The organism is Pseudomonas sp. MS646, assembly GCF_036693845.1.
Taxonomy (GTDB): Bacteria; Pseudomonadota; Gammaproteobacteria; order Pseudomonadales; family Pseudomonadaceae; genus Aquipseudomonas; species Aquipseudomonas chlororaphis_E.
On record NZ_CP144763.1, the window covers coordinates 2,242,471 to 2,255,228 of the forward strand.

Consider the following 12,758-nt stretch of genomic DNA (forward strand, 5'->3'; position numbering starts at 1 on the left):
GGGATGAATCCCCTCGCCACAAAAAAACCGGTTGAAGCGACTTATTCGTTGCGCATCAATGGGTAAAGCTCTTTCAACAACTTGCGCCGGCTGATCACCAGTTGCCAGCGATGGCCGCCCAGTTGCCGCCACAACCGCGCCGAGCGGATCCCGGCGAGCAGCAGGGCGCGGATCTTCGAGGCGTTGCTCGGTTGCTGCAGGTTGCGCATGTCGCCGTGCACCTGGATGCGTTGGCGCAGGGTGCTCAGGGTGTCTTGGTACAGGGCGCCACAGGCGGCCACGACATTCTCGTGGGACGGGCCGAAGTGTTCGACCTGGGATTGAATCTGCGGCAGACGCTTGCCGATAGTCTCCAGCATGTCGTCGCGCTTGGCCAGCTGGCGCTCGAGCCCCAGCATAGACAGGGCGTAGCGCAGCGGTTCGCGCTGCAAGGCGCTGGGGTCGCGCTCCAGGGCGCCGACCAGTGCGCGGTAGCCTTCGCGCAGGTTGAGGTCGTCGCCACCGTAGACTTCCAGGGTGTCCTTGGGGTCGCGAACCAGCAGGCTGCCGAGCATGCAGCTCAGGCCCGCTTCGGAGGCCTGGCCGGTCTTGGCGATCCGGTCCACCAGCACGGCGGCGAGAAACACGCCGCCCAACGCCGTCAGTTGTTCCTGGATCGGGGTCATGCCTTGCTACTCCAGGGCTCGGCCACTTCGATGACGCCGCCGCCCAGGCAGATTTCGCCATCGTAGAACACCACGGACTGGCCAGGCGTGACCGCCCGTTGCGGATCGTCGAACGTGGCTCGGTAGCCGGTGGCGGTCTTTTCCAGGGTGCAAGGCTGGTCGCCCTGCCGGTAGCGGACCTTGGCCGTCAGGCGGCGTGGCTCGCTGAGGTCGATCGGGTTGACCCAATAGATGTCGGAGGCGAGCAGGGCGCGGGAAAACAGCCACGGATGGTCATTGCCCTGGCCGACGATCAGCTCGTTGTGTTCCAGGTCCTTGATCAGTACGTACCACGGCTCTTCGCCGGCGTCTTTCAGGCCGCCGATGCCCAGGCCCTGGCGCTGGCCGATGGTGTGGTACATCAGGCCATGGTGGCGGCCGATGACTTCGCCTTCGGTTGTCTTGATCTCGCCTGGCTGGGCCGGCAGGTATTGCTTGAGGAAGTCGCTGAAGCGGCGCTCGCCGATGAAGCAGATCCCGGTGGAGTCCTTCTTCTTCGCGGTGGCGAGGGCGTGTTTCTCGGCGATGGCCCGTACTTCGGGCTTTTCCAGTTCGCCCACCGGGAACAGCGTCTTGGCGATCTGTTCGCCGCCGACCGCATGCAGGAAGTAGCTCTGGTCCTTGTTCGGGTCCAGGCCCTTGAGCAGCTCGGTACGACCGTCGATGTCGCGGCGGCGCACGTAGTGACCGGTGGCGATCAGGTCGGCGCCGAGCATCATCGCGTAGTCGAGGAACGCCTTGAACTTGATCTCGCGGTTGCAGAGGATGTCCGGGTTCGGCGTGCGACCGGCCTTGTACTCGGCCAGGAAGTGCTCGAACACGTTGTCCCAGTACTCGGCGGCAAAGTTGGCGGTGTGCAGCTTGATGCCGATCTTGTCGCACACGGCCTGGGCGTCCGCGAGGTCGTCCATGGCGGTGCAGTATTCGGTTCCGTCGTCTTCTTCCCAGTTCTTCATGAACAGGCCTTCCACCTCATAACCCTGCTCGATCAGCAGAAGGGCGGAAACGGAAGAGTCCACGCCGCCGGACATGCCGACAATGACGCGCTTCTTTTGTGTGTCAGAAGGGGCTGGATCGCGCATAGCAGTTCAATGAGTGTCTTGAAAAAGGACGCGATTCTATCAGGCCCGGGCGCTCAAGGCTAAAGAGAAGGACGGATCAGCGTCAGACTGTGGCGATGACCGGCCAGATAATCGTCGATGCAGCGGATGATCAGCTCGCTGCGCCAGCGTTCGCGCTGTTCGAGCAGTTCGTCGCGGGTCAGCCATCGGGCGCCGAGAATGCCGTCGTCCAGCGGTGCCTCGGGGTGGTGCCTGAGCGCCTTGGCGGCGAAGCAGACCCGCTGGTAGGTCACGCCATTGCTGGGGGCGGTGTACAGGTAGATGCCCACCACGCTGGTGGGCTCGACGTCCCAGCCGGTTTCTTCCAGGGTTTCGCGCACGGCGGCCTCGATCAGCGTCTCATCCGGGTCCAGGTGCCCGGCGGGCTGGTTGAGCACCGCGCGCCCGCCCTTGGATTCCTCCACCATCAGGAAGCGGCCGTTGTCCTCGACGATGGTGGCGACGGTGATGTGGGGGTTCCAATTCATGTGGTGTCCTCGATCTCAATGGCTGAATGCGATCAATGTGGGAGCGGGCTTGCTCGCGAAGGCGGTGGGTCAGTCGGCCTATTCGTTCGCTGACCCACCGCCTTCGCGAGCAAGCCCGCTCCCACAAGGTGATGTGGCAAGGCTGAAAACACAAACCCCGGCACAAGGCCGGGGTTCGTGGTGCTTCCTGAGGACCTTACACCAGCGCAGCGATTGCCGCGTTGAAGGTGGCGCTCGGGCGCATGGCCTTGCTGGTCAGTTCCGGGTTGGCGAAGTAGTAGCCGCCAATGTCCACGGGCTTGCCCTGCACGGCGTTGAGTTCGGCAACGATCTTCTCTTCGTTGTCGGTCAGCGTCTTGGCCAGGGCGGTGAACTGAGCCTTGAGGGCTTCATCGTCATTCTGTGCGGCCAGTGCCTGAGCCCAGAACAGGGTCAGGTAGAAGTGGCTGCCACGGTTGTCGATGCCGCCCACTTTGCGCGAAGGCGACTTGTTGCGGTCCAGGAACTCGCCAGTGGCCTGGTCGAGGGTCTTGGCCAGCACCAGTGCCTTAGGGTTGTTGTAGGTCACGCCCAGGTGTTCGAGGGACGCGGCCAGGGCCAGGAACTCGCCCAGGGAATCCCAGCGCAGGAAGTTTTCTTCCAGCAGTTGCTGGACGTGCTTGGGCGCGGAACCGCCGGCGCCGGTTTCGAACAGGCCACCACCGTTCATCAGCGGCACGATCGACAGCATCTTGGCGCTGGTGCCCAGTTCCATGATCGGGAACAGGTCGGTCAGGTAGTCGCGCAGCACGTTGCCGGTCACCGAGATGGTGTCCTTGCCTTCGCGAGTGCGGGCCAGGGTGAACTTCATCGCTTCGACCGGCGACATGATGCGCAGGTCCAGGCCGTTGGTGTCGTGGTCTTTCAGGTAGGCCTGGACTTTCTCGATGACCACGCCGTCATGGGCGCGCATCGGGTCCAGCCAGAAAATCGCCGGCGTGTTGCTGGCGCGGGCACGGTTGACGGCCAGCTTGACCCAATCCTGGATCGGCGCGTCCTTGGTCTGGCACATGCGGAAGATGTCGCCAGCCTCGACGTTCTGCTCCAGCAGAGTGCGACCGGTGCTGTCGGATACACGCACCACGCCGTCGACCTTGATCTGGAAGGTCTTGTCGTGGGAGCCGTATTCCTCGGCCTTCTTGGCCATCAGGCCGACGTTCGGCACGCTGCCCATGGTGGTGGGGTCGAAGGCGCCGTGTTGCTTGCAGTCTTCGATCACCGCCTGGTAGATGGTGGCGTAGCAGCGGTCCGGGATCACAGCCTTGGTGTCGTGCAGTTGGCCATCGGTGCCCCACATCTTGCCGGAGTCACGGATCATGGCCGGCATCGAGGCGTCGACGATGACGTCGCTCGGCACGTGCAGGTTGGTGATGCCTTTGTCGGAGTTGACCATCGCCAGGGATGGACGCACCGCGTAGACCGCCTGGATGTCGGCTTCGATCTGCGCCTGCTGCTCGGCCGGCAGGGCCTTGATGCGGGCGTACAGGTCGCCGATGCCGTTGTTCAGGTTGAAACCGATCTGCTCCAGCACCTCGGCGTGCTTGGCCAGGGCGTCTTTATAGAACTCGGCCACGATCTGACCGAACATGATCGGGTCGGAGACCTTCATCATGGTGGCCTTGAGGTGCACCGACAGCAGCACGCCTTGTTTCTTGGCGTCTTCGATCTGGGCTGCGATGAATTCGCGCAGGGCTTTCTTGCTCAGTACGGCGCAGTCGAGGATCTCACCGGCTTGCACGGTGGTTTTTTCCTTCAGGACAGTGGCAGTGCCGTCCTGGGCGATCAACTCGATTTTCACGCTGCCAGCGGCGTCGATCAGGGCGGCTTTTTCGCTGCCGTAGAAATCACCGTTGCTCATGTGGGCCACGTGGGACTTGGAGTCCGCTGCCCAGGCGCCCATCTTGTGCGGGTGCTTGCGCGCGTAGTTCTTGACCGACAGCGGCGCACGACGGTCGGAGTTGCCTTCGCGCAGGACCGGGTTCACGGCGCTGCCTTTGACTTTGTCGTAACGGGCGCGAGCGTCTTTCTCGGCATCGCTGGTCACGGTTTCCGGGTAGTCCGGCAGCGCGTAGCCCTGGGCCTGCAATTCCTTGATCGCGGCCTGCAGTTGCGGCACCGAAGCACTGATGTTCGGCAGTTTGATGATGTTGGCTTCAGGCGTAACGGCCAGGTCGCCCAGTTCGGCGAGGTGGTCGGCTACGGCTTTGTCACCCAATTGCTCGGGGAAGCTGGCCAGGATGCGCCCTGCGAGGGAGATGTCGCGGGTTTCCACGGCGATATCGGCCGAAGCGGTAAAGGCTTCGACGATCGGCAGCAGTGAATAGGTGGCGAGGGCGGGAGCTTCGTCGGTGAAGGTATAGATGATCTTCGAGCGGGTGGGCATATTCGGATTAACTCTCTTCTTTGCTAAAGCATGCGCAGAAACTCGAGGGGCGCCGGGTAAGCGCGTTCGTTCAAAGTCATCCGTGAGCCGAATGTCGAGGTTTCTTCGCGGTGATGTTGGGTGCATCAGTCGAGCGTCAAGCGGTGGAGCCGCGGTAACGGTCCGGCTTCGTAACTGGCGGAAAATCCTGGCTTTTTCTTCTCAAGCGCAAGCGTCCGGCCGTCGTGACCCTGTGGTCAGCGGCGGCATTATACATAGGTAGCTGGCAATCTGCCGATGCTTCATAGACTTCCGTACACGTCCATTGGTCTAAACGTCGCAGGCGCGGGCGGTCGGACTATGCTCATGTTTGGCGCTTTTCCCTTGGTTTTCAGGCTTGTACGCGGCCAACTGCAGCGCTTTGTGCCGGATGAGTCGAACGTAGGGTTTGCGTGCCGATACAACTGGGTTACGCTCGAATGCAGCCAGATGTTCAATCCAAGCAATGGAGTTCAGCATGGGGTATCAAAAGATTCAGGTTCCAGCCGTCGGTGACAAAATTACCGTCAATGCAGACCATTCTCTTAATGTTCCCGACAACCCGATCATCCCCTTCATCGAAGGCGACGGCATTGGCGTCGATATCAGTCCGGTCATGATCAAGGTTGTGGACGCTGCGGTGCAGAAGGCCTACGGCGGCAAGCGCAAGATTTCCTGGATGGAGGTCTATGCCGGTGAGAAGGCCACCCAGGTCTACGACCAGGACACCTGGCTGCCCCAGGAAACCCTGGATGCGGTCAAGGATTACGTGGTGTCCATCAAGGGCCCGCTGACCACGCCGGTCGGTGGCGGCATCCGTTCGCTCAACGTGGCCCTGCGCCAGCAACTCGACCTGTATGTGTGCCTGCGCCCGGTGCGCTGGTTCGAAGGCGTGCCGAGCCCGGTCAAGAAGCCGGGTGACGTGGACATGACGATCTTTCGCGAGAACTCCGAAGACATCTACGCGGGCATCGAGTGGAAGGCCGGCTCGGCCGAAGCCACCAAGGTCATCAAGTTCCTGAAAGAAGAAATGGGCGTGACCAAGATCCGCTTCGACGAAAACTGCGGCATTGGCGTCAAGCCGGTGTCCAAGCAAGGCACCCAGCGCCTGGCGCGCAAGGCCTTGCAATATGTCGTCGACAATGACCGGGATTCGCTGACCATCGTGCACAAAGGCAACATCATGAAGTTCACCGAAGGTGCCTTCAAGGAATGGGCCTACGAAGTGGCGGCCGAGGAGTTTGGCGCGACGCTGCTCGACGGCGGCCCATGGATGCAGTTCAAGAACCCGAAGACCGGCAAGAACGTGATCGTCAAGGATGCCATCGCCGATGCGATGCTCCAGCAGATCCTGCTGCGTCCGGCCGAGTACGATGTGATTGCGACGTTGAACCTCAACGGTGACTACCTCTCCGACGCCCTGGCGGCGGAAGTGGGCGGGATCGGTATCGCGCCAGGTGCCAACCTGTCCGACACCGTGGCGATGTTCGAAGCCACCCACGGTACTGCGCCCAAGTATGCGGGCAAGGACCAGGTCAACCCGGGGTCGCTGATCCTGTCGGCTGAAATGATGCTGCGTCACATGGGGTGGACCGAGGCGGCCGACCTGATCATCAAGGGCACCAACGGCGCGATTTCGGCCAAGACCGTGACCTATGACTTCGAACGCCTGATGGACGGTGCCAAGCTGGTGTCGTCTTCGGGCTTCGGCGATGCCCTGATCTCGCACATGTAAACGGATCGGCGCCCAACGCGAATGCCCGGCTCGAGTCGATCGAGCCGGGCATTTTTCGTTCGTCCGGGGTAGTTGCCGGTCAAAGCGTCTCGACGACCCTGGCGGGTGCGGGGGCGGCGGTGTCTTCGACGCAGTCCACCTTGATGTTGACCGCGTGCAGGCCCTTGGGTCCCTGGATGACTTCGAACGTCACAGGTTGTCCAGCCTTCAGGGTCTTATAGCCTTCCATGCTGATTGCCGAGTAATGGGCGAAAAGGTCTTCATCCCGGCCGGCTGCGATAATGAATCCGTAGCCCTTGGCATTGTTGAACCATTTCACCTTGCCACTCATCTTGACAGCCGACATAAACCATATCCCTCTGCAACGCACTCCATCACTGGAGTATCATCCAGTCCATCCGCAGGCTAATCTTGAAAACAGGGTAGAAGCCACGGACCTTTTTAACCCACGATGGGCTCTATTGGTTGTAACACCGTTTTGCCGATAGTCAAGGTGGCCGGGTGGTCGTGGTTGAAATCGCCCGAAAGCGCCCCCATCACTGTATTCGCCAACTAAACGAACCTTTCTTTCCATGCATGCAGTCAGCCAGATTCGACTAACATTCAATCAGGATCGCCCGGATCTACACGACGACGATTCCGCAGGCATTGCTGTTCAGGAGGCAAAGCCTGCATTACAGGCGCCACCGATGTACAAGGTGGTTTTGTTCAACGATGACTACACACCGATGGATTTCGTCGTCGAAGTGCTCGAGGTGTTTTTTAACCTGAATCGCGAGCTGGCGACCAAGGTCATGCTGGCCGTTCATACAGAGGGACGGGCAGTATGTGGAGTGTTTACCCGCGACATCGCCGAGACAAAGGCCATGCAGGTCAACCAGTACGCCCGGGAAAGCCAGCATCCGCTACTCTGTGAAATCGAGAAGGACGGTTAACGCCGACCACTTGGGTATGAGGTGAAGCTATGTTAAACCGCGAGCTCGAAGTCACCCTCAATCTTGCCTTCAAGGAGGCTCGTTCGAAGCGTCATGAGTTCATGACCGTCGAGCACCTGCTGCTGGCCCTATTGGATAACGAGGCTGCCGCCACCGTATTGCGTGCCTGCGGCGCGAACCTCGATAAACTCAAGCATGACCTGCAGGAGTTCATCGACTCCACCACGCCCTTGATCCCCGTTCATGACGAGGATCGGGAAACCCAGCCAACCCTGGGCTTCCAGCGTGTCCTGCAGCGTGCTGTCTTCCATGTACAGAGCTCGGGCAAGCGTGAAGTCACTGGCGCCAACGTGCTGGTTGCGATCTTCAGCGAGCAGGAAAGCCAGGCCGTATTCCTGCTCAAGCAACAGAGCGTTGCACGTATCGATGTCGTCAACTACATCGCCCATGGCATCTCCAAGGTGCCGGGGCATGGCGATCATTCCGAGGGTGAGCAGGATATGCAGGACGACGAGGGCGGTGAGTCTTCTTCTTCGGGCAATCCGCTGGATGCCTATGCCAGCAACCTGAACGAACTGGCGCGCCAGGGGCGTATCGACCCGCTCGTGGGCCGAGAGCTCGAAGTCGAGCGCGTGGCGCAGATCCTCGCCCGGCGGCGCAAGAACAACCCATTGCTGGTGGGCGAGGCGGGCGTAGGCAAGACCGCGATCGCCGAAGGCCTGGCCAAGCGCATCGTCGACAACCAGGTGCCGGACCTGCTGGCCAACAGCGTGGTGTATTCCCTCGACCTGGGTGCCTTGCTGGCCGGCACCAAGTACCGCGGTGATTTCGAGAAGCGCTTCAAGGCGTTGCTCGGCGAGTTGAAGAAACGTCCGCAGGCGATCCTGTTCATCGACGAGATCCACACCATCATCGGTGCCGGCGCCGCGTCAGGTGGGGTCATGGACGCGTCCAACCTGCTCAAGCCACTGCTGTCGTCGGGTGATATCCGCTGCATCGGTTCGACCACGTTCCAGGAATTCCGCGGCATCTTCGAGAAGGACCGGGCCCTGGCGCGGCGTTTCCAGAAGGTCGACGTGTCGGAGCCGTCGGTGGAAGACACCATCGGTATCCTGCGCGGCCTGAAAGGGCGTTTCGAGCTGCACCACAACATCGAGTACAGCGATGAAGCCCTGCGCGCGGCGGCCGAACTGGCCTCGCGCTACATCAATGACCGGCACATGCCGGACAAGGCCATCGACGTCATCGACGAGGCGGGTGCCTATCAGCGCCTGCAACCGGTGGACAAGCGCGTCAAGCGCATCGACGTACCTCAGGTCGAGGACATCGTGGCGAAGATCGCGCGGATTCCGCCCAAGCATGTCACCAGTTCCGACAAGGAACTGCTGCGCAACCTGGAGCGTGACCTGAAGCTGACGGTGTTCGGTCAGGACGCGGCCATCGACTCGTTGTCGACGGCCATCAAGCTGTCCCGCGCCGGACTCAAGTCGCCGGACAAGCCGGTGGGTTCGTTCCTGTTCGCCGGGCCTACAGGCGTGGGCAAGACCGAGGCTGCGCGGCAACTGGCCAAGGCGATGGGCATCGAGCTGGTGCGCTTCGACATGTCCGAGTACATGGAGCGCCATACCGTGTCCCGTCTGATCGGTGCGCCTCCGGGCTATGTCGGGTTCGACCAGGGCGGCTTGCTGACCGAGGCCATCACCAAGCAGCCGCATTGCGTGTTGCTGCTCGATGAGATCGAGAAGGCCCACCCGGAAGTCTTCAACCTGCTCCTGCAGGTCATGGACCACGGTACGCTGACCGATAACAATGGGCGCAAGGCGGATTTCCGCAACGTGATCCTGATCATGACCACCAACGCCGGTGCCGAGACGGCGGCGCGCGCTTCGATCGGTTTCACCCATCAGGACCATTCGTCCGATGCGATGGAAGTGATCAAGAAGAGCTTCACGCCTGAGTTCCGCAACCGCCTGGATACCATCATCCAGTTTGGTCGCCTCAGCCATGAGGTGATCAAGAGCGTGGTGGACAAGTTCCTCACCGAACTTCAGGCGCAGCTCGAAGACAAGCGTGTGTTGCTGGAAGTCACCGACGCGGCGCGCAGCTGGCTGGCGGAAGGCGGCTACGATGTGACGATGGGTGCACGGCCAATGGCTCGCCTGATCCAGGACAAGATCAAGCGTCCGCTGGCGGAGGAGATCCTGTTTGGCGAGTTGTCCGAGCATGGCGGTGTGGTGCACATCGACATCAAGGACGGCGAACTGACCTTCGACTTCGAAACCACGGCCGAAATGGCCTGATCGAAACCCGTAACAAGCAAAAGGCGCCGAAAGGCGCCTTTTTGCTGTCTTCGCAACCGCACCCTAACCCCTGTGGGAGCGAGCTTGCTCGCGAATGCGGTTTCTCATTTGACATCCATGAAAGCTGATCCACCGCTTTCGCGGGCAAGCCCGCTCCCACAGGAGAGGCGGGGGATTATCAAATCGCGGACAAACAAAAACGCCCGGCATCAGCCGGGCGTCTAGTATTGACTTGTTAGCGAGCGCGGTAAGTGATGCGCCCTTTGCTCAAGTCATAGGGCGTCAGCTCGACGCGCACTTTGTCACCGGTAAGAATACGAATGTAGTTCTTGCGCATCTTGCCGGAGATATGCGCGGTTACGACGTGCCCATTTTCCAACTCCACGCGAAACATGGTGTTGGGCAGGGTGTCGACGACAGTGCCTTCCATTTCGAAGCTGTCTTCTTTCGACATGCAGTAAAGCCCTCGGTGTCCAGTGAATGGCCCGGTGCAACTGCGCCAGGCAAAAGCGGCGTGCATTGTGCCCGAAAAAGGGGGGGCAAGCCAAGGGGTTCTAGTTCAGGACAACCCAGCGCTGGTTAATCAGCAGTTCAATGGGGCGATATTGGGTCTTGTAGTTCATTTTCTTGCAGTTCTTGATCCAGTAGCCCAGGTACACCGCATCGAGCCCCAGGCGCCGGGCTTCGCTGATTTGCCAGAGGATGGCGAAGCGCCCCAGGCTGCGTCGCTCTTGCTCTGGCTCATAGAAGGTGTACACCGCTGAAAGACCGTTGGGGAGCAGGTCGGTGACGGCAATCGCCACCAACCGTCCGTCGAGACGGAACTCGTAGAAGCGCGAAAAAGGCAGGTCGCGCACCAGGAAGGTGGAAAATTGATCGCGGCTGGGCGGGTACATGTCGCCATCGGCATGGCGTTGCTCGATGTAGCGTTGATACAGGTCGAAATACTCCTCGGTGAACTGCGGCTTGGCCGGCCGGACCTGAAGGTCGGCGTTGCGCTTGAAAATGCGTTTCTGCTGGCGATTGGGCGCAAATTGCACCACGGGGATGCGCGCCGGGACGCAGGCGTTGCAGTGCTGGCAATGGGGCCGGTAGAGATGATCGCCGCTGCGACGAAAGCCCATTTCCGACAGGTCAGCGTAGACATGCACATCCATCGGCTGGCTGGGGTCGAGGAACAGCGTCGTGGCCTGCTCCTCCGGCAGGTAACTGCAAGAGTGGGGCTGAGTGGCATAGAACTTCAAACGCGCCAACTCGGTCATGATCAACCCTCGGGATAAGCTATGGGGTTAAGTGTAAGCCAGGAGCGCCAATGTCGCTCAGCAAACCCAGGTCGCGTGGTTGGGTTGATCCAGGTGCGCCTCGAGGTAGCCGGCGAACGTTGCACGGGGGATCGACCGGGCGCCCAGGCTGTGCAGGTGCTCGGTAGGCATCTGGCAGTCGATCAGCACGAAGCCGGCGGCCTTGAGGTGTTGGACCAGCGTGGCGAAGCCGAATTTCGACGCGTTGTCGGCCCGGCTGAACATGGACTCGCCAAAAAACAGCTGCCCCATTGCCAGGCCGTACAGACCGCCCACCAGCGCGCCCTGGTCCCAGACCTCCACGGAGTGGGCGAAGCCGCGCCGATGCAGCTCCAGGTAGGCGCTCTGCATGGCCTCGGTGATCCAGGTGCCTTCGGCGTAGTCCCGTGGCGCGGCGCAGGCCCGGATGACGGCGGCGAAGTCCTGGTCGAACGTCACCTGGTAGCGTTGCTTGCGCAACAGTTTGCCAAGGCTGCGGGAGACGTGCAGCTCGTCGGGAAACAGCACCGTGCGAGGGTCCGGAGACCACCACAGGATCGGCTGGCCCTCGGAGAACCATGGAAAGCAGCCGTGGCGATAGGCCTGGACCAGGCGGTCAGCGGACAGATCGCCACCAGCGGCCAGCAGCCCGTTGGGGTCGCGCATGGCTTTTTCCAGCGGTGGGAAATCCAGGGAGTTGCGTTGTAACCAGGTCAGCATTGTCATTCGCTTGCAGAAGGGGAGGGTGGGCGCGCGCAGATGAACTGTGGCGAGGGCTGTCAGGTCCTCGCCACAAGACTAACCGTCAAACGGCCGGAATGTCATCGAGATACTTCTCCGCATCGAGCGCGGCCATGCAGCCGGCGCCGGCAGACGTGATGGCCTGGCGATAGACGTGGTCGGCGACGTCGCCGGCGGCGAACACCCCTTCAATGTCGGTGGCCGTGGCATTGCCCTCGCTGCCGCCGCGCACGAGCAGGTAGCCGTCATGCATGTTCAACTGGCCCTGGAACAGTTCGGTGTTGGGCTTGTGACCGATGGCAATGAACACCCCAGCCAGGGACAAGGTGCTGGTTTCGCCGGTCTCGCTGTGGCGCAGGCGAGCGCCGGTCACGCCGCTGGCATCGCCCAGGACCTCGTCCAGGTTCTGGTTCCAATGCAGCTTTATGTTGCCGTTGGCGGCTTTTTCGAAGAGCTTGTCTTGCAGGATCTTCTCCGAGCGCAACTTGTCGCGACGGTGGATCAGGTGGACTTCCCGGGCAATGTTCGACAAGTACAGGGCTTCCTCGACCGCGGTGTTGCCGCCGCCGACTACCGCGACCACCTGGTTGCGATAGAAAAAACCGTCGCAGGTCGCGCAGGCGGAAACGCCCTTGCCGGCGAAGCTTTCTTCCGACGGCAACCCCAGGTACTGGGCCGAGGCGCCGGTGGCGATGATCAGGGCGTCGCAGGTGTAGGTGCCGCTGTCGCCGATCAGTTCGAACGGGCGCTGCTGCAACTTGGCGGTGTGGATATGGTCGTAGACGATCTGCGTGTCGAAACGCTCGGCGTGCCGCTGCATGCGCTCCATCAGCACCGGCCCGGTCAGGCCTTCGACATCGCCCGGCCAGTTGTCGACTTCCACCGTGGTGGTGAGCTGGCCACCGGCCTGCATGCCGGTGATGACAACGGGCTTGAGGTTGGCCCGGGCGGCGTACACCGCCGCGCTGTAGCCAGCAGGCCCGGAGCCGAGAATGATCAAGCGTGAATGCTTCACTTCGTTCATAAAAACACCTC

The 12,758-nt window shown here is 61.3% G+C and carries 12 protein-coding genes; 3 read left to right on the forward strand and 9 right to left on the reverse strand.

Annotated elements, in window-relative coordinates; translation table 11 throughout:
* Positions 1 to 41: 41 nt before the first annotated feature.
* The 4 genes from hflD to V3H56_RS09970 all read right to left on the reverse strand — a co-directional run bounded on the left by hflD (position 42) and on the right by V3H56_RS09970 (position 4,714).
* Positions 42 to 665, reverse strand: coding sequence for a high frequency lysogenization protein HflD (hflD, locus tag V3H56_RS09955; RefSeq protein ID WP_042732087.1), 624 nt, complete (start codon positions 663 to 665; stop codon positions 42 to 44).
* The gene (mnmA, locus tag V3H56_RS09960) at positions 662 to 1,786 is read right to left on the reverse strand and encodes a tRNA 2-thiouridine(34) synthase MnmA (RefSeq protein ID WP_042732086.1); all 1,125 of its coding nucleotides are present in this window, start codon (positions 1,784 to 1,786) and stop codon (positions 662 to 664) included. Before mnmA ends, hflD begins: the two co-directional genes overlap by 4 nt.
* A gap of 59 nt (positions 1,787 to 1,845) precedes the next feature.
* Positions 1,846 to 2,292: an NUDIX hydrolase gene (locus tag V3H56_RS09965; protein ID WP_042732085.1), complete on the reverse strand. Its 447-nt coding sequence runs from the start codon at positions 2,290 to 2,292 to the stop codon at positions 1,846 to 1,848.
* A gap of 196 nt (positions 2,293 to 2,488) precedes the next feature.
* Positions 2,489 to 4,714, reverse strand: coding sequence for an NADP-dependent isocitrate dehydrogenase (locus V3H56_RS09970; RefSeq protein WP_047737209.1), 2,226 nt, complete (start codon positions 4,712 to 4,714; stop codon positions 2,489 to 2,491).
* A 496-nt stretch (positions 4,715 to 5,210) separates the two neighbouring features.
* Between V3H56_RS09970 and icd the strand changes: the two genes are divergently transcribed.
* Positions 5,211 to 6,467, forward strand: coding sequence for an NADP-dependent isocitrate dehydrogenase (gene icd, locus V3H56_RS09975; protein ID WP_042732083.1), 1,257 nt, complete (start codon positions 5,211 to 5,213; stop codon positions 6,465 to 6,467).
* 79 nt (positions 6,468 to 6,546) lie between these two features.
* Here the strand turns inward: icd and cspD are convergent, their stop codons facing one another.
* Entirely contained in the window at positions 6,547 to 6,798 is a 252-nt protein-coding gene (gene cspD / locus V3H56_RS09980) for a cold shock domain-containing protein CspD (protein ID WP_144419493.1), read from the reverse strand.
* Between the two features lie 241 nt (positions 6,799 to 7,039).
* Between cspD and clpS the strand changes: the two genes are divergently transcribed.
* Together clpS and clpA are read left to right on the forward strand one after the other, a co-directional pair.
* Entirely contained in the window at positions 7,040 to 7,402 is a 363-nt protein-coding gene (clpS, locus tag V3H56_RS09985; RefSeq protein ID WP_003180089.1) for an ATP-dependent Clp protease adapter ClpS, read from the forward strand.
* A 29-nt stretch (positions 7,403 to 7,431) separates the two neighbouring features.
* Complete coding sequence (clpA, locus tag V3H56_RS09990; protein WP_042731108.1) at positions 7,432 to 9,702, forward strand: ATP-dependent Clp protease ATP-binding subunit ClpA; 2,271 nt, start codon at positions 7,432 to 7,434, stop codon at positions 9,700 to 9,702.
* A 235-nt stretch (positions 9,703 to 9,937) separates the two neighbouring features.
* Here clpA and infA read toward each other — a convergent pair whose 3' ends face one another.
* The 4 genes from infA to trxB form a co-directional block, all read right to left on the reverse strand.
* The gene (gene infA, locus V3H56_RS09995; RefSeq protein WP_002553999.1) at positions 9,938 to 10,156 is read right to left on the reverse strand and encodes a translation initiation factor IF-1; all 219 of its coding nucleotides are present in this window, start codon (positions 10,154 to 10,156) and stop codon (positions 9,938 to 9,940) included.
* A gap of 100 nt (positions 10,157 to 10,256) precedes the next feature.
* A complete protein-coding gene (locus V3H56_RS10000; RefSeq protein WP_042731107.1) occupies positions 10,257 to 10,964 on the reverse strand; it encodes an arginyltransferase in 708 nt (235 codons plus the stop codon).
* A gap of 57 nt (positions 10,965 to 11,021) precedes the next feature.
* A complete protein-coding gene (gene aat, locus V3H56_RS10005) occupies positions 11,022 to 11,702 on the reverse strand; it encodes a leucyl/phenylalanyl-tRNA--protein transferase (RefSeq protein ID WP_042731106.1) in 681 nt (226 codons plus the stop codon).
* A gap of 85 nt (positions 11,703 to 11,787) precedes the next feature.
* Positions 11,788 to 12,747: a thioredoxin-disulfide reductase gene (trxB, locus tag V3H56_RS10010; RefSeq protein ID WP_042731105.1), complete on the reverse strand. Its 960-nt coding sequence runs from the start codon at positions 12,745 to 12,747 to the stop codon at positions 11,788 to 11,790.
* Between the last annotated feature and the right edge of the window lie 11 nt (positions 12,748 to 12,758).